The following is a 24,240-nucleotide window of genomic DNA, read 5'->3' on the forward strand; positions in this document are numbered from 1 at the left end:
ATATGGACCGTATTTCCGCACTCCGCAACATCGAAGAGGCGCTGGCCGACTTCGAGGCCGGGTCGAAATCGCTCGGTGACCTTGAACGGGACGTTCGCGGAACGCTCCGGACCTACGCAACTGAGTTCGAGGGCGACCTGCAGGCATACCGGGCGAGCGGCGGGGCCGCCGTTGACGGGCTCGTTGTCCTTGCGCCGTCCGAGACAGCAGCCCGCGAACGGGTTCGAGACCTCGTTTCAGACGCCGGTGAGTTCACCGTCACGGCCGTCGAGTAGGCCGCCTCGGGGTCGTGGGGCTGTCGATCTCGCCCGCAGACTGTACCGTTTTGTCCCGATTACCCTCTATTTTCTCCTCCAGACCTTCATATATTCGCTATAAAACTACTTCAATTCAGTAAAATTTTATAGCAATAATAGCAATGTCTATCCAGTGCTACTCGTCGTCACGTACTCCCGGCCGGCACGCAGAGACCTGCGGAACGTCTGTCGTGCCCACGAAGATTGTGTCGTTCGGCAGTTCGGGAGAGCAGCGTTGTTCTCCGGGACCGAGTTCGGGGCGTTTCAGGCGCTCCGACTCCACGAGAAACACGGGCTTGACGTTCAGATCGAGCGCGTTGAGCCGTTCGAACCGACGGATGTCCCGAAACACGTTCGTGAGGCGGCCAGGCGGTACGAGGCACGCGAGCAACCGGCGACGCCCTACGAGCGGTTCGCGTCGGGACGTGATCTCCCGGACCCGGACCAACTCCGAGGCGTTAACCTGTGAAGCTCCGCGTCGCTGGAACTACTTATACGGGTGCTGTCGTCGACCTCCGTGCCCGAACCGTCGACGGTCGGACCGTCGCCGCGAGCATCCGCGGACGGCGGTGCCTTCCGGCTGTGTCCTGTCCGGAACCGCCGGCCGTGTACGTTTACGCCGGACACGTCCACCCGTCGATGGGACTCCGAACGCGAACTGCACTTGCGGCTGCCGCCCGGTCACGGGGATACGAGACGCCGCAGGACGACGCTATCGCGGACTGCCGCGCAAAACTGGCCAAGCTTGAGTGTTCGCCGCCGGAGCTGCCGGACCCTGTCGACCCGGTCTCGGAGTCGACCATCGACGGCCTGCAGGAAGCGGTCGCTACCCACCGCGGGCGTCTCACCGCTCGGCAGGCGGTCGGTGCAGACGACGAAGCGGCACAGGCCGCCCTCCGCGACGCGGCAACGGAACTGAGCGAACGGGAGACGCGGCGGGCTGCCGTCAGCGAAACTCGCGAACTCCGCCGGGAGCGGGCACGCGCCTACCGGGACACGCTGGAGGAACAGCGTCGGTTTGCCGACGAACTGGCCAACCTCCGGCGGAGCGCTCGGGCAACTCTCGTCGACCGATGTACCGAGACGTTTGCTCGGGCCATCGACACCGTTCCGGGGCCAGTTCCGGACAGCCCGTTCGACGCCGATCCAGTAACGGCCGCTCTGGGCGTGCTCCGGTTCGCGAAGACGCCCGCACCGGTCGTCCTCGAAACGAACCGGTTCAGATCGCCGACAGCTGCATCAGACTGTCTCGACGCCCCTGTCGTTCGTTGCTGACTTTTAAATCAGAGGGCCAGGCCACCGACCCTATGGTTACCTTCGACTGTCGCGCCGAGCGAGTCGACGACGTGACGCTCGTCACGGCCACTGTCGGCGACATCCCTGAACCGACTCGAATTACCGTTCAGAATCGTCTCGATGGTCCGCTCTGGCCACCGAGGACGCAGGGCGTCCCTGAGGCCGGCTGGTCGGAAGGTGGGTTCGAGGGAGTCGTTAGGCCGGGGACACACGCGCTCGGGTACGCGACGCCGGCCCCGCCGGCCGCCAAGCCGGCGGAGCTGGTGCGTGCCGAGCCAGCGCCTGAGACTAGTATCGCCGACGAGCGACTCGACTCTGCAGCTGCCGTACTCAGAGAGCTGGGTGACCCGTCACCGCCTTCTGATGCTGTGCCAACAGCTGAGTCGGCCCACGTATCCCAAACATCGAGCGCTGGACCGCTCGGCCCCACACCCGGGCGGGACATCGAACGACTGCCAGAGGGAAGTCATCAGTCAACCGGGCCGGGGGCGTCCGGCCGGCGTCCGGAGCAGCAACTCCCCGATGCGGTCTTGCAGTGGCTCGAAACCGTTGCTCGGCGGGTAGACTGTGCCGAGCGGCTGGCTGAGGCAGAGTCGCTGTCGGCGGCGACAGCTGCAGTTCGCGCGGCAGACGGCCTCTCCGGCGTCCGGACGGTTGCGGCACGCGGCGATACTGACGAGCAAATGCTCCGGGCGCTGGCCCGGCGGGCCGAGCGGCTCGCCGATCGACGAGCGGCCGCCACGGTGCCGACCGAAACGCTGGCCCGGCTGGCATGATTCTGGCAGTCACCGGCGGCAAGGGCGGCGTCGGCAAGTCGACTGTCGCGTACAATCTCGCGGCGGAACTCGACGAACTCGAACGGGCTGACAGCAGGGGTTCGTTCTCGAACCCGAACGCGGGGAGCGTCGTCGTCGACGGCGATCTCGGGATGGCGGACCTCCCGTCCAGCCACGGCCCCGACCTGCACGACGTTCTCGCTGACCGCGCCGACCCACACGAGGCTGTCCGCGAGGACGGTCCCGTGACTCTCGTCCCGTGCGGACGAACGCTAGCCGGCGCTCGAAGTACCGATTTGCAGGCCCTCACAGACGTATTCGCTGCGCTGGAGCGGACCTATCGCTGGGTCATCGTGGATTCGCCAGCCGGCCTGCACGCCGACGTAGGGCTGCCCCTTGCAGCCGCCGACGCCGCGGTACTCGTCACGACGCCGGAAGGTGCGGCCCTCGCCGACGCGCTCCGGGTTCGGGCGCTGGCCCGCGAACTCGACGCCGGACTCTGTCGGGTCGTTCTCAACCGAGCCGGTCCGAACTCTGCGACCGGCGCCGCCGCAGACCGGTTCGGTGCGCCAGTCGTTGCCATCCCGGAAAGTGAGCCAATAGCGACGGCACAGGCGCACGGACAGCCGCTTCGAGACATAGCCCCGGACACGCCGGCCAAACACTCGCTTGAAGCGCTCGCCGACGCCGCTTACTCCTGTAGCTCGGTGTAGGTCCCCCGTAACGTGACCGGCGTTACGTCTGCTGTCTCTGCTGCTTCGGCCTGCGTGAGCGCCACGTCCTGCTCCTGGGCTGCGGTGTAGAGACACGCCGCAGCGACACCGGCCGGATTGCGCCCGCTGACCAGTCCACGGTCCTGTGCCACGTCGACGAGCCGCTCTGCGCGCTGTCGCACTTCCGTAGGCAGGTCCAGCGTCGTTGCGAACCGGGGGACGTACTCGCGGGGGTCAATCGGCCCAGTCGGTAGCCCGAGTTCTCTGTTCAGGGCGTCGTACGCCGCGCGAAGCTCTGCCTGGGTCGCTTTGGCGACAGTACAGAGTTCGTCGACGGTCCGGGCAACGCCTTCGGTTCGGCAAGTGGCGTAGATGGCCGCGGCTGCGAACCCTTCAAGCGTCCGTCCCTGCAGCAGGCCCTCGTTCTGTGCGGATTCGAACAGCACGCACGCTCGGTCTCTGATTGCGTCTGAGAGCGCCATCGAACTGATGATACGCCGTATCTCGGTGAAGGCATACACCTTGTTTCGCTCACGCTTCGAACTGATCTGGGCGCGGTTGTGTTCGCGGCGGAGGCGAGCAAACTGACGGCGTTTGCGCCCTTTGAGCCGCGTCGACCGGCCGATTTTCGTCGAAAGGCCGCGGTCGTGACGGGACCGCGTCAACGGCGCGCCCGTGCGTGCCCGGTCCGTGTCGTCATCGTCGAACGACCGCCACTCTGGGCCGGGATCAATGGCGTCCTCACCGACGACTAACCCACAGCCGCTACAGACCGACTCGACGCCCTGCTGTTTGACTGACCCGTTACACTCCGGACATTGCGTTACCGTCGTACTCATGTTTCCACCTACGGCTGGATGGCGGGTTAAAAAACCGATGCAAAGACGGGTTTCCGGGCGGTTTTCGTCGAAATTGCCAACCGGTAACCGGTAGGTAGCTGTCGGGGTCGGTACCAGAGTCTATCGGGATACCGACAGCATTAAATTCCAATACGGAAAAGAAAATTTTTAATGGCACTGTCGGATATCGCTGCCGGTGTCGAGGTCACGACCCACCAGCGTGACCACGGCGTCGCTGCTGTCGACGAAACGGACGCGCCGCTCTCGGAGCGCTTGGCTCCCGTGGCCGACGACCTCCCGTGCTCGGCGGCGACAGCGGCGACCGTCGTCGAGGCCTACGCAGCCGGCAAGAGCGTCGGCGATGCGGGCCGCGCCGCCGGTGTTGCGCCTGTGATGGCCGCCAAGACGCTCCATCTCGTCGGTGAGCAAGTGTCACCGGTCGGCCCACAGGGCCGTGAGATAATCGCCGATTGGCTCGCCGGGGACCTCTCTCGCAGCGATGCCATCGCACTCGCTGACGTAACTGAACAGGAGTTTGCCCTGGCGGTGTACATCGAAACGCACGAGCCGTTGCCCGCGGCCCGCGATGCGGTCGAGGGCGCACTGACGACTGCGGAACGGGACCCGTTAAGAGAGACGATGAGCGACATCGGCGAGCTGTTGTGAGGGTGTGCGCATAACTCTCTCGGCGAGGTCGGGAGTGAGTAACATCGGCGAGCTGCTGTGGGGGTGTCGAAACCGCTGTCTCGCTCCTCGCGACCTGTCTGGGGCATGCTTAACACCTATGGCTGCAAACGCGGAGTTATGTCGGCTTCGGAACTGGCAGACCGGGTGGCCGAGGTGCTTGCGGCGGATAGCGAGTCGTTCAACGAACAGGCGCGCGAGGAAGCCGAAGCGCTCAAATCCGCTGTTCGCGACGGGACGTTCGACAACACGGAAGCGATCGTCGGTATGGAACTGGAGCTGTACGCCGTTGACGAGCAGACCGACGCGCTCCAGCGGGTCCCTCGACAGTTGCTCGAACTCATCGGATTCGAGAAGGAACTCGGCCTGCACAACGCGGAGATGCAGACGAGTCCGCAGCCGCTGAATACGCATGGGCTGGCGGCCCAGCGAAACGAACTGAAGGCGTCGCTGATGCCGGCCCAGCAACGGGTACGCAACGAGGGTATCCGGCTCGTCTCCGACGGTATGTGGACCGTTCCACCCGCCGGTGAGACGGCCCGGGAGTACCTCTGTGACTGCGTCGAACAGAACGGCGTCCGCATCGGGACGAACATGTCCGACTCCGTCCGCTATCACACGATGGCCAACACGGACTACCCCTCGGCGTTCGAAATCGACGCGCCACACGTCTCGCTACAGGCCGAGACGGTGATGCCGGAGTCGCTCATCACCTCGATTCAACCCCACTACCAGATTCCACACGCCCCGGACCTACCGGAGTATTTCACGTACGCACTCCGAATTGCTGCGCCGCTGCTGGCGCTTGGCGTCAACTCTCCGTTTTTCCCGCCGGACCTCTACGACGACGCGCCCGATCTGGAGATCGTCGCCGGGGCGAACATGGAGAACCGTATCGGCGTCTTCGAGTCAGTGCTCAACCCGCCCGACGGCGATTCGACGCCACCGAAAGTGTGTTTTCCGCCGGATTTCGACTCAGTCGAGGCGGCCATCGACGATATCGTCGAGGACGACACCATCGTTCCGGTCGAACTACAGTCGGGGACCCGCTTCGACGACGATTTCGTCCACTTCCGACACAAGCACGGCACGTACTGGCGGTGGGTCAGGCCGGTGTTCGAGGGCCCGACCCGGTCGGCGGCCAACGCTCGCATCGAGTTCCGCCCGCTGGCTGCACAGCCGACCGTCGACGATGCAATCGGATTCGCCGCTGTCTTTGCTGGCCTGATGGAGAGCCTACCACAGCTCGAACACCCTATCCGGTCGCTGGACTGGGAGACGGCGAAGAAGAACTTCTACACCGCCGCCCGGAACGGTCTCCGGGCGAAAATCGAGTGGATAACCGCCGACGGGGCGACGACGACCAGCACCGAAGAAATATACGGCGAACTGTTCGAGCACGCACGCGAGGGTCTCGAACAGCGCGGTCTCTCGGCTGAGGAGGCCCACAGCTACATCCGGCCGCTGCGCGAGCGCGTCGATCGCCGGCTCACGCCCGCACGGTGGAAACACGACTACGTTCGCCGCCGCGTCGAGGAGAACGTCCCGCTTGCTGAAGCGATCTGGGGGATGCAGGCCACCTACATCCGTCATCAGGAAGAGAATCTGCTTGAGGGGAGTTTCGTCGACTGGTTCGAGTAACCTCAGTCACCGGTCGCCAGTTCCGACTGCTCTGTCTCCCCGTGTCGGTCCGCAATCCCTGCGTACGCGACGACGTCTTCGCCCAGTTCCTCGATGCGGTCAGCGATGTCTCTGTTGGTGATGCTGCCGTCCTCGAAGGCAGCCCACGTGTCGGGGTCGAACAGCGAGAGGTCCCACTCCCGCAGGTCGATGTGCGCAATCGTTGCGCCAGCCCCCGCCGCCGCGTCGAGGGTGCGCTGAACGGCGACTCTGGTTCCGATGTCGTCTCGAAGGCTGCCGTTGATCCCGATAACGTGTGGCGTGTCGTGCATGGTGTGCCTGTCCATAGCCGGTGCCTATTGGTGAGTACTCTGAGAAATAAATTTCAGTACGCACTCTGAGAGGTAGCTACGCGGCTAGACGGTCCAGAGTGACATTATGAAACCGTCGCCACGGCCGACGATACTGAACACTGATCGCCCCCTCTCAATCACACCGCTGAAGAGCCACGGGCTCCGACCGGTACGCACCTGCGATCGGAACTTGATTTCCTCTCGCTTACTGAAGATCGTCCTGCCGATCGCCGCTGTCGCTGTCTGTGACTACTTTTGATCTTCGTCGCGCTCCGCTGTCCCGTCTATCTCCTCGTCGACTTCCGACTCCGCCGTCTCGTCCATTGCCTCGTGTTCGTCGCTCTCGGCGAACTCGACTTCAGCTTCTAGTTCGATTTCGACGCCCTTGCCTTCCAGTTCGGCTTCGAACTCCGCCATATCTTCGACTTCTGCTTCCAGTTCCGCTGTGTCTATCTCTACCTCGACTTCGACTTCGACGGACACGTCGTCTCGGTCCATACCCACGTTCCGAGGGGCTGACATAATTCCGTTTTGCAACCGGCATGCTGCGGACAACTTCGACATCGCTATGTGCGTCAACCGCCGACAACTCGCTATGAGTGATCCCGTGGACGTGACCGTCGACACCGACGGCGAGTCGGAGTCGGTCCGCATCCACGACGACGGTGGCGAGGTCGAAGCCGGCGACGCGACCGTCCGGTTCAGTTTTTCGGGCACTGGCGACAACGACCAGTCTGGCGATGACGACGAGCGGTCACCCAACGGCAACGACGACGGTGCGGACCCGCGCCGCATCGTCGCGCTCGATTCGGTGCCCACCGACAGCACGCTCGTGTTCGAAGCGCGCGACGGTCGACGAGGTGTCAACTGCATCCTGCATCGTGCAGGCGACGCCGTCGTCGCCTGGCGTAACTCCTGTCCGCACCAGCCCGAGGTCCCGCTGGACCCCGGTCGGGGCGCGATTGTCCGCGGTGACCAACTCGTGTGTCACAAGCACGGCGCGCAGTTCGAACCCACGGACGGCGTCTGTACGCACGGTCCATGTGCCGGTGACGCTCTCGACGGTGTTGAGGTCGCAGTACAGGACGGCGACGTGTACCTCACGGACGAGCGCTTCGAGCGGGCCGAACGGCGCTGACTCACGTCTGCGTTTTTCTGCGGTTGTCTCCCAGCAAGCGACGCCGTCAGTCGTCAGCGACGGCTGGTTCGCTGCCGGCCCGCGCGTCGGCGTCGCGCCACGTTCCTCGGAGGAACCAGGCGGCGGCGATGAAAGCAGCGAGTACGTTCGAGACGGCGAAGGCGAGCCAGATACCCTGTTCAGCCAGCGAGTACGCGAAGAGGTCGACGACCTGCGGGCCAAGCCACGCTGGGACCGTGACCGGTCGGGATGCGACCCAGGCGACCGGGAGTCGGATAATACCCAGCATGGTAATCGCCAGCGCCGCCGCGGTGAGGGTCTTGCCGGCCCCGCGGAACCCGCCAGAGTAGGCCCGAACGATGCCGATGAAGCCGAAGGTCGGGGCGACCCACTGGAGGAACTCGGCCCCGATGCGGACGACCTCGGGGTCGTCGCTGAACACGCTGACGACGGTCGGTGCGGCGAAGATAGTGACCGCGCCCAGCACGGTGAGGATGACGAACGACACCTTCGCGGCGAAGTGGTTGGCCGTCGCCGCGCGGTCAGGCCGCTCGGCACCGAGGTTCTGGCCGGTCATCGTCTCGACGCCGCGGTCCATCGCGATGGCCGGCATGAACACCAGCGAGAACACGCGGATGCCGACGCCGAAGGCTGCCACGACGGTGACCGAGAACGTCCCGACGATGAACAGCATGGCGTTGACCGACAGCGCACGCCCGGTCCCCTCGACGGAGGCCGGGACGCCCAGCCGCAGCAGTTTCCGGAGGTACTCCATGTCGGGCGACATGTCGCCGAGGTGAATCCGCACGCCGCGCCTGCCCGACAGCAGGATGGCGATGCCGACGACCAGCGCGACACCACGCGAGAAGATGGTCGCGACGGCCGCGCCGACGACGCCCATCTCGGGGAACACCCACCAGCCGAAGATGAGGAACGGGTCGATGACGATGTTCAGGACGACGGTCCCGAACATCACCAGCATCGGCGTGATGGTATCGCCGGCTCCGCGCATCAGCGAGATGAATACGAAGAAGCCAAACATCGCCGTCAGCCCGAGCGAGACGACCTGCAGGTAGCCGGTCGCGCCCGGGAGCACCTCGCTGGATGCACCTAGCAGTGACAGGAAGTCCTCGACGAAGAAGTAACCCGTCGCGCCGAGCAACACAGAGGCCAACAGCGCGAACGTCACCGTCTGGGAGGCGGCGTACTCGGCCTCGCGGTGCTCCTCGGCCCCGGTGTGTTGGGCGACCAGTACGCTGCCCGCCACTGACAGTCCCATGCCGAGCGAGATGAGCAGGAAGATCATCGGGAAGGCAAAGGAAATCGCCGCAAGCGCCGTCGTGGAGTACTGCCCCAGCCAGAACGTGTCCGCGAGGTTATACGCCACCTGTAGCAGGTTCGTGATGACGATGGGAAAGGAGAGAAACAGTAGCGGCTTGCCGATGTCGCCACTGGTCAGGTCCAACTCATCCTGTCCCTTGAACAGGTTCCCGAGTCGCGCACCCAGCCGAGCCAGTTTCTGCCGGACGCTCACGCTGTGACCTCCTGCTGGCCGTCCAGAAGATGTGTCTCGACATACTCGGTGAGCATCCGTCTGGTACACTCGACCGGGCGACCGGTCGTAACGCGCTCGGTCGCTGCGCCGGTCAGCACGGTGACAATGAACCGGGCCGTTTCCTCGGCGTCGAGGTCTGATTTGAACGTCCCGTCAGCGATGCCGTCTTCGAGAATCGCTTCGAGTTCGTCGATGAGGTACTCGTCGAATTTCGTCAGCCGCTCACGAAAGCCGGGTTCGTATGGTGCGTGGGCACGGATTTCGAGAATCGCCGTCCCGAACTCCTCGCTCCCGTCGTCCGGCTTGTCAAGCACAGAGTCAACGAGCGAAAGCAGGCGCGCGTGTGGAGTTTCGCCCTCCGGGTCTTCGATCCGGTCGACAAACCCGTCGTACAGGTATTCGAGAAACGCACAGAGGAGGTCGTGCTTGCTGTCGTAGTGGTAGTGGAGGGCGGCCTTGCTCTTGTCCGACTCGTCGGCGATGTCCTGCATCGTCAGGTCCGCATAGCCGTGCGTACACAGCGCACGGTAGGTCGCATCCATAATATCGTCGGCCGTGTCGCCGTCGTTCATTACGTGAAACTAACTGACTGGTCAGTCAAGTATTCGTCGGTACTCTCTGCGGATGGGTGTGCATGCCATGCCATCGATGGGTCAGACTCACGAGAGCTGTCGCTCTGAGAGCGTTCGGCACGATGGTAGAAGAGCGGTTGCTACTCCTTCAGATCGAGGTCGAACTGCTCGTGTTCGCTCGCGGCGTTGAGCACAACGGAGGTGTTCGACTCCCTGATGTCCGGGTCGGTGAGCAGTTCCTTTATCTGGGCGTTCATGCCGTCGGTGTCGGTGAACTTCCCGACCGCGATGATGTCGTAGTCGCCGGTGACCTCGTACACCGAAATCATCTGCTTGTGCTCTTTGAGGTCCTCGGTGACCGCCGGGAGCGACGACCCCTCAACCTTGAGCTGGATGATTGCCGTCACGTCGTAGCCGAGCTTGTCGTAATCGACCTTGGGAGTATACCCGTTGATGATCCCCTCGTCTTCGAGGTCGGAGAGGTGGTTCGAGACGGTCGTTACCGACACGTCGAGGTCTTCTCCGAGGCTCCGGAGGCTGGCACGGCCGTCACCCAGAAGTGCATTCACCAACTCACGGTCGAGATTTTCGTACGTCATTACGCTTGGAGACGCCCCCCAGGGATTAGAATTTTACGAATGTCCAAATGTAGGCGAAAGCGTCGAAACCTTTGCGCAAATCAGCAGGGTTTTAGTAGTAGCACCGCTCCTATCGGGTGTCCAAAGATGACAAGCGAACTTTCAGAGGCGGCGGAGGAGGTACTCGACGAGATCGAAGAGAAGAACGTCGACTTCCTTCGGCTCCAGTTTACCGACATCCTCGGCACGATCAAGAACGTCTCGATCACAGCCGACCAGGCAGAGAAAGCGTTCACAGAGGGCATCTACTTCGACGGGTCCTCCATCAACGGCTTCGTCCGGATTCAGGAGTCCGACATGCGCCTGGACCCGGACCCGTCGACGTTCTCCGTGCTCCCGTGGAGAGAAAACGTCGAAGGTGGTTCGAGTGCCCGCCTCATCTGTGATGTCATCGACACCTCGACCGGCAAGCCGTTCTCCGGCGACCCGCGTGGCGTCCTGAAGCGTGCCATCGAGCGCGCAAACGACATGGGCTATACGGTCAACGCCGCACCCGAGCCCGAGTTCTTCCTCTTCGAGGAAGACGAAGAGGGTCGCGCGACCACCAAGACCAACGACGCCGGTGGCTACTTCGACCTCGCGCCGAAGGACCTCGCCTCCGACGTGCGCCGTGACATCATCTACGGCCTCGAAGACATGGGCTTCGACATCGAAGCCTCCCACCACGAGGTCGCACAGGGCCAACACGAGATCAACTTCACCTACGACGACGCCCTGACCACGGCCGACAACGTCGCCACCTTCCGGTCCGTCGTTCGCGCCATCGCGGCCGAACACGACCTGCACGCGACGTTCATGCCAAAGCCCATCCCGAAGATCAACGGCTCCGGCATGCACACGCACATCTCGCTGTTCACCGAGGACGGCGAGAACGCGTTCCACGACGAGGACGACGAGTTCAACCTCTCCGAGACGGCAAAGAGCTTCACCGCCGGTATCCTCGAACACGCACCGGCCATCACCGCGGTCACCAACCCGACGGTGAACTCCTACAAGCGGCTGGTCCCGGGCTACGAAGCCCCGGTCTACGTCGCCTGGTCGGACCGCAACCGCTCGGCGCTCATCCGCAAGCCGGCCGCCCGAACCCCGGCCGCAAGCCGTATCGAGGCTCGCTTCCCCGACCCGTCGTGTAACCCGTACCTCGCCTTCGCGGCGCTCATTCACGCCGGGCTCGACGGTATCGAGCGCGACCTCGAATGCGAGGACCCGGTCCGGGAGAACATCTACGACTTCGACGAAGAGAAACGCGAGGAGTACGGCATCACCACGCTGCCAGAGAACCTCGGCGAAGCCGTCGATGAACTCGAACAGGACGAAGTCATCAGCGACGCGCTCGGCGAGCACGTCTTCGAGAACTTCGTCGAGGCAAAGCGTCAGGAACACAAAGAGTACCTGGTCGACGTCTCCGACTGGGAACTCGACCGCTACCTCGAGAAGTTCTAAACGGCCACCGCTTCAGTATTTTTTCGCGAGTCGCTCACCAGCCAGCGGTAGCGTCAGCAGGGCTCCGGTCCCGAGCGCCGCAAGCAGCGTGACGGCAACCGGTGACGGGTCTAATCCGAACGTCACGCCGAGGAACGTTCCGACTGAGACAACGCCCAGCAACGCCGTGATACCGACACCGTGCCGGGTCGGCTCCGGAATCGTCTCACCCAGTCGCGACCAGACCACAGCGCCCGCGACAGCAACGCCTAACGCTCCGGCCGAATTACGAGAGACGCCGCTGACGAGCAGCCCTATGACGGCGATGACAGCCGCGAGTCCGAACACCCGCTCGGGCGTTTTGAGCGTCCCGAGGGCGAGTGCGAGGGCCGTCCCGGCGATGACAAAGCCCGCGAGGATGTCGGCGAGGTAGTGGACGCCCAGTACTAGCCGAGAGAGTCCGATGAGGGCAACGATTGTCGCGGCGACAGCGGTGCGCTGTCGGCGCGTGCCGACCCGGAGCGCCCACGCGATACCGCCCCAGACGAGCAGCGAAAGGGTGGCGTGGCCGCTCGGGAAGCCGAACCCTTCTCCGGTCGCCATCGACTCGTAGACGCCCCGCAGCGCCGCTGGAAGTAGCTCGGCGTGGGTGGCCGTGCCTGCCCCGGGCGGCCGCGGCAGTGCAAACATACCCTTCAGTGACACGACGAGCGCGACACCGACTGCGAGCAGCGCCACCAGCATCGCCGTCCGGTCGCGAGTGAGGTCCCGACCGAGTTTCGGTGTCCACGGGCCGAGCCAGTACAGCAGGCCACAGGCCAGAAAGGTGAACCAGAAATCCCCAAGCTGGGTGAGCAGCGCGAACAGCACGACGACTGCACCGGGCAGCGCCGACAGCACCTCGGTGACGCCGACAGCCCGTATCACTGTCGCCAGTCGCGCACGCGGTCGATGAGCCGTCCGGGGAGGCCGGTGGCAGTCAGTGTCACCCCGACCGCAATCATGATGGTATAAAGGCCCAGCACTGACAGCCAGATGACCAGCATCGCCAGCACGGCCCACATGCCCTGCAGGTAGTAGAACGCGCCAAGGGTCATGATCGTGCCGTACAGCAAGACGATGTAGGGCCCCCACTGTCGGGCGTGGCCGCGGCGCATCCGGCGGCGGACGTACTGCTTGAGGTCCGATTTCACCTCGTCACGGTGGAGCGTTCGGTCCTCGACGTCCTCGCGGAACGATTCGAACTCCTCGCGGAGGTCCTGCAGTTCCTCGTCTGTCAGCGCATCGGCGTCTCGTCCGGTTCCGGCCGGCGGGGGCGTGTCGGTTTCGTCAGCGTCCTCACTCATCGCTTTGCCGGACCGTCGGTGCGATACCTGTTGTAGTTGCCGGTCCGTGAGCGCCGCGTTGACCGCTGCCCCCACGAGCAGCACCTGTCCGGCGAAGTAAAACCACGTCACGAGCAGCAGGACCCCGCCGATGATCCCGTACACCTGATAGGAGTCGGCCTGTGCCGCGTAGACGTTGAACCCCGTCCCGAGCACCGTCCACCCGACACCGGCAAACACTGCGCCGGGGACGGCCTCCCGCAGCGTCATTTTCTGATCGGGGAACAGGTAGTACAGCGGAAGGAACGCGACCGCCAGCACGGGCACGAGCGCGAGCCCGCCGAGCGCGACTTGCACACCGAGTACCGTCCCGAACGCGCCGATGATACCGAGCCCGACCAGTGCGATGCCGATGCCGCCCAGCGCGGCCAGCCCGTCGACGAGTTCACCGACGATGGAGTCGGGGCCGTCCGTCCCGTAGACGCGACTGAAAGCTGTATCCAGCCCGCGGAACACCTTGAGCGCGCTCCAGAGTGTGACGCCGACACCGAGCACAGTCGCACCCCCGCGGCCGGCCCCGCTGGTCAGCGCGTCTTCGAGCAGTGTCGACGCCGCCGGCGTAAGCACGTCACCGGCGGCGCTGACGACTCGCTCGGCGAAGGCCTCCCCGCCCGCCAGCGTACCGACAACCAGCGTCAGCAACAACAGCGGCAGCAGGGAGACGAACATGTAGTAGGCGATGCCGGCTGCGAGAAAGGAGACCTCCTCCTCCCGTACCGTGCGGATGACCTCCTGACCGACGGAGACAGCGCGTGTGCGGTCCACGCGAGCATGTCGGAGTGGGGCTACAAATATACTGTCGACTGATTGATGTCAGTCGTCGAGCGCCGCGTCGGGCCGGTAGGATCGGCTCACGGCCCGCCACGTCCCCGAGTGGAACCGATAGTAGGTCACAGCCGCGGGAACCGCCGTCTCGAACACCAGCGAGGCGTACAGCGCAAGCGTGCCCAGCGGCGTGACGTAGCCGAGATACGCAAGCGGGAGGGCGAACAGGTACATCCCGGCCAGCTGTGAGTAAAACGGCCAGCGCGTGTCGCCGCTGGCACGGAGCGGTCCGATTGCGCCGCCGTCGACGCCCCGGAACACGACACTGCCACACGCGACGGCGACGAACACCGTCACCAGCGGGAGCACCGCGGGGTCCGAGACGAACAGGCGGGCGATGCCCCGTGAGAACGGGAGCAGTGTCGCTGCGACGACGATGTACACCCCGATACTCAGCCGGAGCACCGTCTGTGCCCAGACGCTCGCCTCGGCCTCGTTCCCGTCGCCCAGCGCCTGCCCGACCAGGCTACTGGACGCGAGACTCAGGCCCCAGTTCGGCGTATCGAGCAGCGCCCGGACGCGAAGCGCCACGACGTAGGCCGACACCACGCCCGGTCCGAACAGGCCGACGATGAACAGCCGCGGGAACTGCGCACCGGTCCGCGCGAGGTTGGCCCCGACCAGCGGCGTTCCAGTTTCCGCGAGGTCCCGCCCCAGTCGTCGGTCGAGGAACGGGCGCGACACCGGAACCCGGACCGGAAACGCGCCGATGATCGGCAGGCCACCGCGAGCTAGCCCCACCGCGAACCCGACCGTGACCAGCACGTTCGCGATGACCGTGCCAAGCGCCGCACCGACGACGCCGAGGCCGAACCCGAAGATGAAGACGGCGTTCAGCGCGATGTTGACGACTGCGCCGCCGGCCCGCAACAGCATCGGCGTCCAGGCGTCGTCGGCCCCGACCAGCGTCCGGCTGCCGATAAGATTCAGTGCGGCGAAGGGGACACCGAGGGCGATAATACGCAGGTACTGGACCCCGTACCCGACGGCTTCGGACCCCGTTCCAACGCGGTCGACGAGTAGTCCGGGGACGACCCAGTACGCCGCCGCCAGCGGGAGTGTCAGCCCAAGCACGACAGCGGCGCTGGTCGTGACGGTGACCGCCAGTTCCCCGTCGGCGTCGGCCCCGTACCGCTGTGACACCATGCCGATTGTCCCGCCGGCAACACCTGCGCCCAGCGCGAACACCAGTTCCCAGAACGGCGCGGCGAAGCCGACGCCGGCGATGGCGGTCGGTCCGAGCGCCAGCCCCACCATCGCCACGTCGACCGTTGACTTCGACATCCGTGCGAGCCCGGTGACGATTCGGGGCCAGGACAGGTCCGTCGCCCGGCGGACCCGCTCGTGCTCGACGAGGTCGTATCGTGCGAGCAGACTGCCGACGAGCAGTAGGACGCCACGGACCGGATTGAACGTGAAGGGCACGTCTCGCCACTGCTTTGCGGTCGACTCCGAAAGGTGTTAAGAAAGCGACGCCGCCCTCACAGGGTTTATACAGCGCCGCTGCAACGACCGGATATGGATACGGAAGCGGCCATCCGGCACGGGACGATGCAGGTAACCGTCCTGTTGCTCGTCGCGGCCGCGCTGGCTATCGGCTTCGGCGTTGCTGGCATCGGTGCGTCCCTGCCGATTGTCGTGGGGCTGCTGGTACTGACGGCTGTTCTGTTTGTTGCCCGTCCGGACGCGGACCGGTTCGGCCCCGTGGCTGGTGTCGATGTAGGCGGTATCGCCCGGTCGCTGTGGCTCGCGCCGCTCGTTACGGCGCTGGCGCTGCTCGTCCGCCTGTCGGCCACACCCGGAGAGGTACAGGCCATTGGCGGGCTGCTCGGTCTCGCGGGCATGGCGAACTACTTCCTGCGCCCGGTGTACCTGCTCGGCTACGATTTCGTCGCTGCGGTCCGGGAGAGCGTCGGGCGGGCGAACGGTCGGTAGGCATCGCTTCAACCACATTTCTGTCGCAATCTGTGGCACTGTCCCCGATTCCCGATTCTACGACTCCGCCGTCGCCTCGCGGATTTCCACTACGTCGGCGTCCGTTTTGAACGTCGTCCCGCCGTAGTGCGTGCGTGAGGCCTCGTAGCCGGCGTCGCGCAGTTTCTCGATGAAGGTGTCCATCGCCTCCGCGCCGCGGCCCCAGCGCTTGCAGAGGCGGTGCTGGTCGTAGTGGGTCGGCGTGTCGAGTTCGGCCGACAGCGTCGCCAGCAGGTCCGTCGCCTCGTCGGCGGTGCCCATCTCCTCGGTCGCGTGGTCGGCGACGGCGTCGGCGAACTCGGGCTCGCAGGTCCGGCCGAGCCAGATGGGGCCGGCAGTCTGGAGGTGTTCGCCACAGACCGGGCAGGCGTCGGGCGCGTCGGCGATGAGGCCGCGGTCGTGGTCGCGCCAGAGGCAGTGCTGGCAGTGGTGGACGTGACCCAGTTCGTCGATGCAGTCGTTGGCCACTTTCGCCCCGTGGTCGAACTCAAGATAGGTCCGGGCGTAGTGTTTCGTCGCGTGGCTGAGAATCGGCCGGGCGGCGATGTCGTACCGGGCGGCGGTGCGGACCATCGCCGACAGGAGGACGCGCATCCCCATCTCGGCGTGGAACTCGGTGTTGCGCGGCACCGCGCCGTACGACCGGACGCCGCTCTCGAAGTGGGCCCCACACAGCGGCGCGGTGTCGGTGGCCGTCACACAGAGGAGGTGCTTGGTCCCCTGGACGGCCGCGTCGGCGAAGGGAATGGGCGTCCCGAACGGGTCCACGTCGACCACGTCGAAGGCCTCCGAGTGCATGAGGACGTTCGCGTCCGACCGCCGGACCGAGGCCGCGAGGTCGTTGCGAGCGAGGTTCTCCTCGCACAGCGCCGTCGCGTCGTCGTCGATGTCACACAGCGTCGTCTCCCAGTCGTTGGCCGCGGCGCGGACGCCCCGGATGCCGCTGGCGGCGGTGGCGTCCAGATACGTCGACACGCGGGGGGTTCGCTCGCGGTAGGCCCGCAGCGCCGCCACGGTGATGTCGCGGTTCAGCTCCTGAACGGGGTTGAAGAACACGTCCGCGCCCTTCCCGGCGTCGGGCTGTTCCGGCACCGTGACGCTCACTCGGCCCTCACTGACGCGCATACTCCCCGGTCCGTGCGTGCGCCGTTAAGTCGTTCGGACCTCGGTGTTGGGTCTGGCGGTGCTTGATTTATTACGAACGGCCAGAAAGCCCCCGGCCGCTCGACTACTGCGACTCGTTGCGCCCTTCACTCGCCACGCTCGTTCCAGTGCTTACGTCGTCTCGCACGTCGAGCGGCCGGCCCTTTTCGGTCCCACCCGATGTCGGCTGTGCAATGGCACTGAGTCTGGTCGGTTGTGTAATTGCAGGCGGAACTGTCGGTTGTGGCGGCTGCCTACGTCGATTACCACATTCACGCCGCTTCGGCGGCCGTCCGCTCCTGTGGCAGCCGCACGGTCGCCGTCGTCCCGTCGCTCGTGTCGAAGTCGAGGTCCCCCTCAAGCGTCGTGGTCGTCCAGCGGACGAGCCAGAGGCCGATGCCGCTGCCGTGGTTCAGGTCCGTCTCGCGGCCCCGCTCCAGCACGCCGAGTTCGTGGTCCGGCACCCCGGGACCGTCGTCGCTGACTGTCACCACCACGTCGTCGCCCTCGATTGTTGCGCCGACGGTGACGGCGGCGTCCGGGACGTGCTGGAGGGCGTTCTCGACGAGGTTGGCGAGCAGAATCTCTAACAGGGCCGGCTGGGTCGTCAGCCGGAGGTCGTCCGGTATCTCCACGACGACCGAGCCGCCGTACTCCTCGCGGGCGGTCGCCACGACCTCGGCGGCGAGGTCGGCCAGCACGACGGGTTCGGGGGCCGCGTCGCCGGCCCCCGCTTCCGCGAGGGTCCGGGCCTTCTGGCCGGACTCGACAAGGCGCGTGACCGACCGCTCGATGGTCGTCGCGTGGTCGGCCTGTTCGCCGTTGAGCTCCGACGCCAGCAGTTCCGCCCGAGCCTGGATGACGACGCTTTCGTTGCGGACGTTGTGTCTGAGAAAACGGTTGAGCACTTCGAGGCGGCGCTCGCGGCGGATTTCGTCGGTGATGTCCTGAAAGACGACCGTGTAGCCCAACTGGGTGCCCGCCTCGTCCCGGAGCGCTGTCTGTTGGACTTTGAACTCGCGGTGTCGACCACCGGCCTCAACGGACACCCGTGAACTCCCGCCGTCGGTCGCGATGTCGTCGTCGCCGAGAAAGTCGTTCAGCGGCTCCGTCAGTGTCTCGTGCTTGTCGACGGCGAGCATCCGCTCGGCGGCGGGGTTGAGGTTCACCACGCGGCCCTGCCCGTCGACGATGGCGACCGGCGTGGCGATGTCGTGGATGGCCGCCCGTTCGCCGGCCCGGCGGGTCGCCGGGTGGAACTCGAACATGTCGCTGCGGACGAACGCGTACAGGTCCAGGGCGACGTGGGGCAGGAACATGAGCGTCGTCAGGTTCACCGCCGGCACCGGCCCGACGCCGCCGGCCCACAGCAACACCGCAGCGCCGGGCGGTATCGGACTCAGTCCGACCGCCAGCGCCTCGCGCCGGTACAGCGGGCCGTAGCTGACGACCGTATCGAACACCAGCAGGGTCCCGAAACTGACGAACAGCATCGCGACGATAATCGTGAGCAGCCCGACCGGCAGGACGGCGTACTCGGCCCCCGCGCCGCCGGCAGCCGGTACGACACGGAACCCCTGCCAGACCACGGTATGGAGCGGGTTCGTGACGACGAGCGCCGTGCCGGCCAGCGGGAGCGCTGCCACAGCCCGATACCACCAGCTCTCCAGGACGGTCGTCCGGCCGGTGTATCCCAGCGCAAAGGAGAGGAAACAGAAGCCTATCCAGATGATGCCCAGCCAGGCGACCATCTCCAGCGCGAGGCGAAGGGTCGGGTCGAACACGAGCAGCGCCGCGCCGTAGGCGAAACACCAGACCGTCTGCGTGACGATGGTGGCGACGAACCACTGCGCGCCGGGCTTGCCCCAGTGGGCCCGGAGGCGTGTCAGCAGATACACAGACCCGAGTCCCGAGGCGAACGAGCCAAGCGCCAGCCACGGGAGGTCCATGCCGGACGAAGCCGCCGCTCCGTGTTTACCCTTCTGGGCACAGTACAAGCATTGATAACTCCCCGCCGGGCTCCTGAAGCCGACGCCGTTTTGTCACCCCTTTCCGTAGCATGGCTGTGACCGGAGTCGAGGAGTGGGTGGCCGACCTCGAAGCCGCCGGGGAGCTGACCCCCGACGCAGTGTCGGCTATCGTCGACGTCCACGGCGACCGCGGCCACCAGGCCATCGAGGCCGTCGGCGAGAGCCGGGTCAAGCAGTACCGGGATTTCACCGTCGTCGTCGGCCACGACGACGAGTACATCGTCGAGGACGGCGGCTGTACCTGCGCCGACAGCGAGTACAACCTCGACGCCGAGGACCCCGACCAGCTCTGCTGGCACGCCATCGCCGTCCGCGTCGCCGAGGCCATCGACGCCGTCGACGAGCACGATATGTGGTACTCCGAGGTTCGGGAGTTTCTGTAGACCCACCTTTTTCCACGGGGGCCTCGCGCTCGCCGCTGGCGAGCGCTCAACCCCCGTACAAAAACGTGGGCGAAAAAGGCCGGACTCGCCGCACCGCGGCGAGTCCGGGGAAACCGCGCCGGAGGCGCAGTACGCCTGTGGTACGGCTTCTGCACCACCCTGCTACCGCACTGCTCCGCTCCTGCTACCCCCCGCTACCGCTCTACCGCCCGCCCAGCGCCGTACGTAATCCGCCCGTCCAGCGAGAACCGGAGCACTGACCGGGTGCCGAGGTCCAGCGCGCGGAGCGTGTCGGCCCGCTCGTGGTCGCCCGGAGCCACGGCGACGCGCCCGCTCAGCGGCGCGGCCCCCAGTTTCCCCTGGAACGCGACGGGCGTCCGTTCGAGTCGCCCCTCCCGGACCGCGTAGCTCGCTATCCGCTCCCGGCGCTCCCAGGTTCGGGGCCAGTCGATTCTCACCGTCGCCACGCGGTCGCCGTCTTCGACGACCGTCGTCTCGCGGCCGGTCGCGTCGTCGCGGTGGTCGATGTCGGCGACTGTCTTCGGGTAGCCCCAGATTTCGTCGCCGAGGGCGCGTGCGGGTTCGGTCGTCACCGGGAGCGACCAGACGTAGGCCCCGGCCGCGCGGGTCAGCAGGGGGAGCAACGGCGGCCGCCGCCCGTCCGGCGTCGCCGCGATGGCCACCGCGAACTCGTCGTATGGGGACATCGCGTCGTCGCCGATGCGGTGGTACTCGACACAGAGGAGCACGACCGCGGCTCTCCGGGCCGTCGCCCGAACCGGCGTCAGTCCCTCGGGCAACAGCGACGCCGCAACGTCGTATCGCGCCGGCAGCACCGCGCCGGCGACCGTCGCCTCGGTGACCAGCGGGAGCGTCACCTCGTGGCCCGTCGAGAGCCGGACCCGGTCGCCGTCGGCGAGTCGCGTCACAGCCACCGCCCCAGCGCCGCGCTCACGCGGCCGAACCCGCGGTGAATCGGGTCCTGCAGTCGCGCCGGGAGCCAGTGAGTCCACCGGACGAACGTAGCGAAGGCCCCGACGGGGTAGCGGGCCTTCGGTGGGTCGTCGGTCGCCGCGGCCAGCACCGTCGCGGCGACGGCCTCCGGCGTCGTCGCCAGCGGCCCGCCGGTGAGCACCCATCCGTCCTCCAGCGCGTCGTAGGTCCGGTCGTAGGTCGGTGTCCGGTCCGCCTCGGTCAGGCTCCCCAGCGCGCCCTCGGCGAAGCCGGTCTCGACCCACGCCGGCTCGACGAGCGAGACGTGGACATCGTCTTCCCCGGCGACCTCTATCCGGAGCGCGTCAGAGAGCGACTCGATGGCGGCCTTCCCGGCCGAGTATGCGCCCAGCCCGGGTGAGGCGGTGTGGCCCAGCACGCTGGAGACGGTGACGATGCGCCCGCCGTGTTCGCGCAGTTCCGGGAGCACTGCCTGTGCGAGTCGATGTGGGCCGTGGACCAGCACGTCGAACTGCTCGCGAACGTCGTCGCTGGCCACGTCCTCGACCGGGCCGGCGACCCCGTAGCCGGCGTTGTTCACCAGACAGTCGAGCCGGCCGGTCTCCGTGCTGATTTGGTCAACAACAGTCGCTATCTGTTCGTCGTCGGTCACGTCGAGTTCGAGACAGCGACAGCGTTCGCGGATAGCTGCCGGAAACGCGCTTTCGATGTCTGTCGCGTAGACCGTCCAGCCGTCGTCGGCGAACGCCTGCGCCGTCGCGGCACCGATGCCCGACGCCGCACCGGTGAGAAGCACGACAGCGTCATCCGTAGACATACGAAGAAATCGACTTCCCGGACTCAGTGTTCGAGACAGTAGTCGACGTAGTTCTGGAGGATACGAAGCCCGGTCTCGCCCGACTTCTCCGGGTGGAACTGCGTGCCGAAGACGTTGCCGGCGTCGTTGGCGACGATGGAGGCGAAATCCGTCCCGTAGTCCGTCGTCGCCACCGTCGCGTTCTCGTCGTCCGGGACGGCGTAGTAGGAGTGGACGAAGTAGGCGTGCTCCCCATCCACGCCCTCGACGAGCGGGTGGTCCCGCGTCACGTCGAGTTCGTTCCAGCCCATGTGCGGGACGGTCTGGTCGCGGCTGAACCGGACGTTCTGTCCGGGGATGAGGTCGAGCCCCTCGGCGTCGCCCTGCCCTTCGTGGTCGGCCTCCTCGCTCGTCGTCAGGAGCATCTGCATCCCGAGACAGATCCCGAACAGGGGCTTTCCGGCCTCGGCCTGTTCGACCAGCGCCTCGCGGAACGGGCCGGCGTTGTCCATCCCTTCGGAGAAGGCCCCGACGCCGGGCAGAACGATGCCGTCGGCCGCGTCGAACTCCGCGGGGTCCTCTGAGAGGGTCACGTCCGCGCCGGCGCGTTCGAGGCCGCGCGTGACGCTCCGGAGGTTCCCCAGTCCGTAATCGACGACGACCACGTCCGCGGTCGTCTGTCTGACACTCATACGTCGTCGTAGGCGAACGGAGGGTAAGTGATTTCCTGTTCGCGCAAGGCTGGACTCAGAACTCGCCGAGCCGCGACTGTCCGCTCCGAGCGTCGGTGAACTCCGCGGCGGTTTCCAGCGCCGCCTCGAACGTCTCCTTCTGGCTCGGGTCGTACAGCGTCGCCGCCGGATGGACCGAGACGAGGATGCGTCGTGGCTGACCGGCGATGGCCACGTCGAACACGTCGCCCGCTTCGCCCGTGACGGCCACGTCCCGCTCCAGCAGGTGCTCGGCCGGGACTTTCCCGAGCGTGACCACGACCGCCGGGTCAACACGGTCGATCTCGGTTTCCAGGTACTCCCGGCAGTTCGCCAGTTCGCCCGCCCGCGGGTCGCGGTTGTCCGGCGGGCGACACCGCACGCAGTTCGTGATGCGAACGTCGTCGCGGTCAAGGCCGGCATCGCGTAGCCCATCGTCCAGCACGTCGCCGCTGCGACCGACGAACGGCTCGCCCTGTTCGTCCTCGTTCGCGCCGGGAGCCTCCCCGACGAACAACAGATCCGCATCCGCGGGGCCGACACCGTTGACGATGCGCGAGCGCGAGTGACAGAGGTCATCACAGCGCTCACAGCCGACGACGTTGAGGCCGTCCATCTGCTCCATGCGCTGCCGTTTGCACTGGGTACTCTCAAACGCAGCGGTCCGCCGCGCGGTCGCCGACGAGGCCGCCGGTACCGATTACCGTTTCACACCCGTTGCTTCGATCTGCACCGCCGCGTCGTTCGGCAGGCTTGAAACGCCGACGACGGTCCGTGACGGTCGCTGTCCGTCGAAGAACTCCGCGTACGCCCGCTTGACTGCCGGTAGCTCGTCCATCTCGGCGAGGTACACGGTCGTGCGCAGCAGGTCGTCCGGTTCGAGGCCGGACTCGGCCGCCATGGTCCGAACCCGGTCGAGCGCGTCACGTGTCTGCTCCCGAACGCCGCCGCTCCGGGCCGTCTCCCTGTCGGGGGTCTGCCCGTCGAAGAACACGAGCTGGCTGTCCTGCCGGCGCGTCCCGTAGACGCTGCGGTCCGTCGGCTGGTCGCTTTCGTACCGGGTGACGGTACTGTCGACGTTGCGCTGTTCGTTCCGCTCTACCGATTCGACGGTCTTCCTCGTGCGCGTTCTGCTTTCGGCCATCGTGGTCCTACGTACACCGTGCCGTACAATCAGTGTGAGTTTAGTAATAGCTAAAGAATTGCCTGAGTCTGAACAGGGCAGATAGCCTTTTCCTCCACTTTCTGAGAACGCGTTAGCGATAGGTAAGCCAGTCACCGGCAGCGTCACGCCATCTCGACCAGGCCCCGCGCCGCCAGTCGGGCGACACGGAGCGGTTCCGGACGGCCGCCCTCAGGCGTGAACGCGCGGACGACGTCGGCGGCGGCACTGTCGCTAAGGCCGACGCTCCGGACGTACACTGTCTCGTCGTTCACCGTCACCGGTCGGCGCTCCGGCTGGGCGCGGTAGGTCGCCAGCCGGTCCTGTACGACATCGGAGTCGTCGAACGCCTCGCGGATGGCCCCTTCCAGCCCCGGCGAGGACTCGAAAGTGACAGAGACAACTGGCAGGTCGGTGTGGCCGTGAATCTGTTGGAGGTCAAGTATGTTGAACCACGCCGGCGCGATACCCGCCACCAGCAGGTAGCGGATGTCCTCCCGGTCCAGTCGGTCAACCATCGCACACACCGTCTCGGTCGCGTCGCTCCCACCGACCGTGGCAGTGCTGAAAACAAAGCCGTCAGTCACTCTACTGGCGCGGACGACAGCGCCAGCGAACTGACTGGTTTCCGCTCGGTACGACTCCGCAACGCCGAGGGCCCGTGCCCCTGATTTCACGTGTTCTGGTTGTCTTTGATGTCTTCCAGTCTGTCGAGTAGTTCGTCGTTCGACGCGGTGAACTCGTATTCGATGTCGCCCTCGTGGGCGTTTTCTTCAGCATCGAGGCCGTCCTCGTCCTCGAAGTCTGTGTCGTACTCCTGATTGTCTTGTTCCGATTCGTCGTAGCTCCCGAACCCCATGGTACGTGTACAACTATGACGTTCACAGTAAAAAATCACTCGCCGATCCAATCGTATAAGTGAATTAATACGACGGGGCGTCGCTCTTGGAGACGCTGTGGCGACCGGCAGCCGGGA

29 protein-coding genes are annotated in these 24,240 nt (G+C 65.8%); 11 read left to right on the forward strand and 18 right to left on the reverse strand.

Annotated features, from left to right (window positions below; genetic code table 11):
• The first annotated feature begins 2 nt into the window (after nt 1–2).
• From BVU17_00240 to BVU17_00260, 5 genes are all read left to right on the forward strand, one after another.
• Nucleotides 3–275: a hypothetical protein gene (locus BVU17_00240; protein AUG46031.1), complete on the forward strand. Its 273-nt coding sequence runs from the start codon at nt 3–5 to the stop codon at nt 273–275.
• A gap of 154 nt (nt 276–429) precedes the next feature.
• Complete coding sequence (locus tag BVU17_00245) at nt 430–765, forward strand: hypothetical protein (GenBank protein AUG46032.1); 336 nt, start codon at nt 430–432, stop codon at nt 763–765.
• Nucleotides 762–1,571, forward strand: a complete 810-nt coding sequence (locus tag BVU17_00250; GenBank protein ID AUG46033.1) for a hypothetical protein — start codon at nt 762–764, stop codon at nt 1,569–1,571. Before BVU17_00245 ends, BVU17_00250 begins: the two co-directional genes overlap by 4 nt.
• Before the next feature lie 32 nt (nt 1,572–1,603).
• The gene (locus tag BVU17_00255; GenBank protein AUG46034.1) at nt 1,604–2,368 is read left to right on the forward strand and encodes a hypothetical protein; all 765 of its coding nucleotides are present in this window, start codon (nt 1,604–1,606) and stop codon (nt 2,366–2,368) included.
• Nucleotides 2,365–3,081 (forward strand): chromosome partitioning protein ParA, encoded by a 717-nt coding sequence (locus BVU17_00260; protein AUG46035.1) that lies wholly within the window; start codon nt 2,365–2,367, stop codon nt 3,079–3,081. Before BVU17_00255 ends, BVU17_00260 begins: the two co-directional genes overlap by 4 nt.
• Here the strand turns inward: BVU17_00260 and BVU17_00265 are convergent.
• A complete protein-coding gene (locus tag BVU17_00265; protein AUG46036.1) occupies nt 3,060–3,920 on the reverse strand; it encodes a transcription initiation factor IIB in 861 nt (286 codons plus the stop codon). The genes BVU17_00260 and BVU17_00265 overlap by 22 nt on opposite strands.
• Before the next feature lie 171 nt (nt 3,921–4,091).
• On the opposite strand from BVU17_00265, the gene BVU17_00270 reads away from it, so the two are divergent.
• Together BVU17_00270 and BVU17_00275 are read left to right on the forward strand one after the other, a co-directional pair.
• Nucleotides 4,092–4,586, forward strand: a complete 495-nt coding sequence (locus tag BVU17_00270) for a hypothetical protein (protein AUG46037.1) — start codon at nt 4,092–4,094, stop codon at nt 4,584–4,586.
• A 138-nt stretch (nt 4,587–4,724) separates the two neighbouring features.
• Nucleotides 4,725–6,245, forward strand: a complete 1,521-nt coding sequence (locus BVU17_00275) for a hypothetical protein (GenBank protein AUG46038.1) — start codon at nt 4,725–4,727, stop codon at nt 6,243–6,245.
• Nucleotides 6,246–6,247: 2 nt separating this feature from the next.
• Here BVU17_00275 and BVU17_00280 read toward each other — a convergent pair whose 3' ends face one another.
• Together BVU17_00280 and BVU17_00285 are read right to left on the reverse strand one after the other, a co-directional pair.
• Nucleotides 6,248–6,556: a hypothetical protein gene (locus BVU17_00280; protein AUG48790.1), complete on the reverse strand. Its 309-nt coding sequence runs from the start codon at nt 6,554–6,556 to the stop codon at nt 6,248–6,250.
• 270 nt (nt 6,557–6,826) lie between these two features.
• Nucleotides 6,827–7,075: a hypothetical protein gene (locus tag BVU17_00285; protein AUG46039.1), complete on the reverse strand. Its 249-nt coding sequence runs from the start codon at nt 7,073–7,075 to the stop codon at nt 6,827–6,829.
• Between the two features lie 97 nt (nt 7,076–7,172).
• Here BVU17_00285 and BVU17_00290 point away from each other — a divergent pair, with 97 nt between their 5' ends.
• The gene (locus BVU17_00290) at nt 7,173–7,715 is read left to right on the forward strand and encodes a (2Fe-2S)-binding protein (GenBank protein ID AUG46040.1); all 543 of its coding nucleotides are present in this window, start codon (nt 7,173–7,175) and stop codon (nt 7,713–7,715) included.
• A 46-nt stretch (nt 7,716–7,761) separates the two neighbouring features.
• Here BVU17_00290 and BVU17_00295 read toward each other — a convergent pair whose 3' ends face one another.
• The 3 genes from BVU17_00295 to BVU17_00305 form a co-directional block, all read right to left on the reverse strand.
• Complete coding sequence (locus BVU17_00295) at nt 7,762–9,249, reverse strand: MATE family efflux transporter (protein AUG46041.1); 1,488 nt, start codon at nt 9,247–9,249, stop codon at nt 7,762–7,764.
• Nucleotides 9,246–9,842: a TetR family transcriptional regulator gene (locus BVU17_00300; protein ID AUG46042.1), complete on the reverse strand. Its 597-nt coding sequence runs from the start codon at nt 9,840–9,842 to the stop codon at nt 9,246–9,248. The genes BVU17_00295 and BVU17_00300 overlap by 4 nt, the downstream gene beginning before the upstream one ends.
• A 140-nt stretch (nt 9,843–9,982) precedes the next feature.
• A complete protein-coding gene (locus BVU17_00305) occupies nt 9,983–10,441 on the reverse strand; it encodes an AsnC family transcriptional regulator (protein ID AUG46043.1) in 459 nt (152 codons plus the stop codon).
• 126 nt (nt 10,442–10,567) lie between these two features.
• On the opposite strand from BVU17_00305, the gene BVU17_00310 reads away from it, so the two are divergent.
• Nucleotides 10,568–11,923, forward strand: a complete 1,356-nt coding sequence (locus BVU17_00310; GenBank protein ID AUG46044.1) for a type I glutamate--ammonia ligase — start codon at nt 10,568–10,570, stop codon at nt 11,921–11,923.
• Between the two features lie 12 nt (nt 11,924–11,935).
• Here the strand turns inward: BVU17_00310 and BVU17_00315 are convergent, their stop codons facing one another.
• The 3 genes from BVU17_00315 to BVU17_00325 are packed head-to-tail and all read right to left on the reverse strand — an operon-like array spanning nt 11,936 to nt 15,537.
• Complete coding sequence (locus BVU17_00315) at nt 11,936–12,826, reverse strand: glucose-6-phosphatase (protein ID AUG48791.1); 891 nt, start codon at nt 12,824–12,826, stop codon at nt 11,936–11,938.
• Complete coding sequence (locus BVU17_00320) at nt 12,826–14,052, reverse strand: hypothetical protein (GenBank protein ID AUG46045.1); 1,227 nt, start codon at nt 14,050–14,052, stop codon at nt 12,826–12,828. The genes BVU17_00315 and BVU17_00320 overlap by 1 nt, the downstream gene beginning before the upstream one ends.
• A 48-nt stretch (nt 14,053–14,100) precedes the next feature.
• Nucleotides 14,101–15,537 carry an MATE family efflux transporter gene (locus BVU17_00325; GenBank protein AUG46046.1) on the reverse strand — a complete coding sequence of 479 codons (1,437 nt, stop codon included), beginning with the start codon at nt 15,535–15,537 and terminating at the stop codon, nt 14,101–14,103.
• 93 nt (nt 15,538–15,630) lie between these two features.
• Here BVU17_00325 and BVU17_00330 point away from each other — a divergent pair, with 93 nt between their 5' ends.
• Nucleotides 15,631–16,047 carry a hypothetical protein gene (locus tag BVU17_00330; GenBank protein AUG46047.1) on the forward strand — a complete coding sequence of 139 codons (417 nt, stop codon included), beginning with the start codon at nt 15,631–15,633 and terminating at the stop codon, nt 16,045–16,047.
• A gap of 57 nt (nt 16,048–16,104) precedes the next feature.
• Here BVU17_00330 and BVU17_00335 read toward each other — a convergent pair whose 3' ends face one another.
• Together BVU17_00335 and BVU17_00340 are read right to left on the reverse strand one after the other, a co-directional pair.
• Entirely contained in the window at nt 16,105–17,211 is a 1,107-nt protein-coding gene (locus BVU17_00335) for a tRNA (guanine(10)-N(2))-dimethyltransferase (protein AUG46048.1), read from the reverse strand.
• A 290-nt stretch (nt 17,212–17,501) separates the two neighbouring features.
• A complete protein-coding gene (locus BVU17_00340; GenBank protein ID AUG46049.1) occupies nt 17,502–19,178 on the reverse strand; it encodes a PAS domain S-box protein in 1,677 nt (558 codons plus the stop codon).
• Between the two features lie 110 nt (nt 19,179–19,288).
• On the opposite strand from BVU17_00340, the gene BVU17_00345 reads away from it, so the two are divergent.
• A complete protein-coding gene (locus BVU17_00345) occupies nt 19,289–19,642 on the forward strand; it encodes a hypothetical protein (GenBank protein ID AUG46050.1) in 354 nt (117 codons plus the stop codon).
• A 194-nt stretch (nt 19,643–19,836) separates the two neighbouring features.
• Here BVU17_00345 and BVU17_00350 read toward each other — a convergent pair whose 3' ends face one another.
• The 7 genes from BVU17_00350 to BVU17_00380 all read right to left on the reverse strand — a co-directional run bounded on the left by BVU17_00350 (nt 19,837) and on the right by BVU17_00380 (nt 24,123).
• On the reverse strand, nt 19,837–20,577 hold the full coding sequence (locus BVU17_00350) for an acetoacetate decarboxylase (protein ID AUG46051.1): 741 nt from the start codon (nt 20,575–20,577) through the stop codon (nt 19,837–19,839).
• Nucleotides 20,568–21,413, reverse strand: coding sequence for an oxidoreductase (locus BVU17_00355; GenBank protein AUG46052.1), 846 nt, complete (start codon nt 21,411–21,413; stop codon nt 20,568–20,570). The genes BVU17_00350 and BVU17_00355 overlap by 10 nt, the downstream gene beginning before the upstream one ends.
• 23 nt (nt 21,414–21,436) lie before the next feature.
• Nucleotides 21,437–22,084, reverse strand: coding sequence for an imidazole glycerol phosphate synthase subunit HisH (locus BVU17_00360; GenBank protein ID AUG46053.1), 648 nt, complete (start codon nt 22,082–22,084; stop codon nt 21,437–21,439).
• Nucleotides 22,085–22,139: 55 nt separating this feature from the next.
• Complete coding sequence (locus tag BVU17_00365; GenBank protein ID AUG46054.1) at nt 22,140–22,727, reverse strand: hypothetical protein; 588 nt, start codon at nt 22,725–22,727, stop codon at nt 22,140–22,142.
• Between the two features lie 75 nt (nt 22,728–22,802).
• Nucleotides 22,803–23,246, reverse strand: a complete 444-nt coding sequence (locus tag BVU17_00370; GenBank protein ID AUG46055.1) for a hypothetical protein — start codon at nt 23,244–23,246, stop codon at nt 22,803–22,805.
• Between the two features lie 143 nt (nt 23,247–23,389).
• Nucleotides 23,390–23,941: a hypothetical protein gene (locus BVU17_00375; GenBank protein AUG46056.1), complete on the reverse strand. Its 552-nt coding sequence runs from the start codon at nt 23,939–23,941 to the stop codon at nt 23,390–23,392.
• Nucleotides 23,938–24,123 carry a death domain-associated protein gene (locus tag BVU17_00380; GenBank protein ID AUG46057.1) on the reverse strand — a complete coding sequence of 62 codons (186 nt, stop codon included), beginning with the start codon at nt 24,121–24,123 and terminating at the stop codon, nt 23,938–23,940. Before BVU17_00380 ends, BVU17_00375 begins: the two co-directional genes overlap by 4 nt.
• Nucleotides 24,124–24,240: the final 117 nt, after the last annotated feature.

Source organism: Haloarcula taiwanensis, from assembly GCA_002844335.1.
GTDB classification, from domain to species: Archaea; Halobacteriota; Halobacteria; order Halobacteriales; family Haloarculaceae; genus Haloarcula; species Haloarcula taiwanensis.

Excerpts from the sequence above, each read along its gene's own strand:
- BVU17_00365 (AUG46054.1), bottom strand. The coding sequence starts at position 22,727 with ATGGAGCAGATGGACGGCCTCAACGTCGTCGGCTGTGAGCGCTGTGAT.
- BVU17_00340 (AUG46049.1), bottom strand. The coding sequence starts at position 19,178 with ATGGACCTCCCGTGGCTGGCGCTTGGCTCGTTCGCCTCGGGACTCGGG.
- BVU17_00330 (AUG46047.1), top strand. The coding sequence starts at position 15,631 with ATGGATACGGAAGCGGCCATCCGGCACGGGACGATGCAGGTAACCGTC.
- BVU17_00345 (AUG46050.1), top strand. The coding sequence starts at position 19,289 with ATGGCTGTGACCGGAGTCGAGGAGTGGGTGGCCGACCTCGAAGCCGCC.
- BVU17_00360 (AUG46053.1), bottom strand. The coding sequence starts at position 22,084 with ATGAGTGTCAGACAGACGACCGCGGACGTGGTCGTCGTCGATTACGGA.
- BVU17_00260 (AUG46035.1), top strand. The coding sequence starts at position 2,365 with ATGATTCTGGCAGTCACCGGCGGCAAGGGCGGCGTCGGCAAGTCGACT.
- BVU17_00255 (AUG46034.1), top strand. The coding sequence starts at position 1,604 with ATGGTTACCTTCGACTGTCGCGCCGAGCGAGTCGACGACGTGACGCTC.
- BVU17_00290 (AUG46040.1), top strand. The coding sequence starts at position 7,173 with ATGAGTGATCCCGTGGACGTGACCGTCGACACCGACGGCGAGTCGGAG.
- BVU17_00265 (AUG46036.1), bottom strand. The coding sequence starts at position 3,920 with ATGAGTACGACGGTAACGCAATGTCCGGAGTGTAACGGGTCAGTCAAA.
- BVU17_00370 (AUG46055.1), bottom strand. The coding sequence starts at position 23,246 with ATGGCCGAAAGCAGAACGCGCACGAGGAAGACCGTCGAATCGGTAGAG.
- BVU17_00275 (AUG46038.1), top strand. The coding sequence starts at position 4,725 with ATGTCGGCTTCGGAACTGGCAGACCGGGTGGCCGAGGTGCTTGCGGCG.
- BVU17_00355 (AUG46052.1), bottom strand. The coding sequence starts at position 21,413 with ATGTCTACGGATGACGCTGTCGTGCTTCTCACCGGTGCGGCGTCGGGC.
- BVU17_00335 (AUG46048.1), bottom strand. The coding sequence starts at position 17,211 with ATGCGCGTCAGTGAGGGCCGAGTGAGCGTCACGGTGCCGGAACAGCCC.
- BVU17_00380 (AUG46057.1), bottom strand. The coding sequence starts at position 24,123 with ATGGGGTTCGGGAGCTACGACGAATCGGAACAAGACAATCAGGAGTAC.
- BVU17_00310 (AUG46044.1), top strand. The coding sequence starts at position 10,568 with ATGACAAGCGAACTTTCAGAGGCGGCGGAGGAGGTACTCGACGAGATC.
- BVU17_00280 (AUG48790.1), bottom strand. The coding sequence starts at position 6,556 with ATGCACGACACGCCACACGTTATCGGGATCAACGGCAGCCTTCGAGAC.
- BVU17_00300 (AUG46042.1), bottom strand. The coding sequence starts at position 9,842 with ATGAACGACGGCGACACGGCCGACGATATTATGGATGCGACCTACCGT.
- BVU17_00270 (AUG46037.1), top strand. The coding sequence starts at position 4,092 with ATGGCACTGTCGGATATCGCTGCCGGTGTCGAGGTCACGACCCACCAG.
- BVU17_00240 (AUG46031.1), top strand. The coding sequence starts at position 3 with ATGGACCGTATTTCCGCACTCCGCAACATCGAAGAGGCGCTGGCCGAC.
- BVU17_00305 (AUG46043.1), bottom strand. The coding sequence starts at position 10,441 with ATGACGTACGAAAATCTCGACCGTGAGTTGGTGAATGCACTTCTGGGT.
- BVU17_00285 (AUG46039.1), bottom strand. The coding sequence starts at position 7,075 with ATGGACCGAGACGACGTGTCCGTCGAAGTCGAAGTCGAGGTAGAGATA.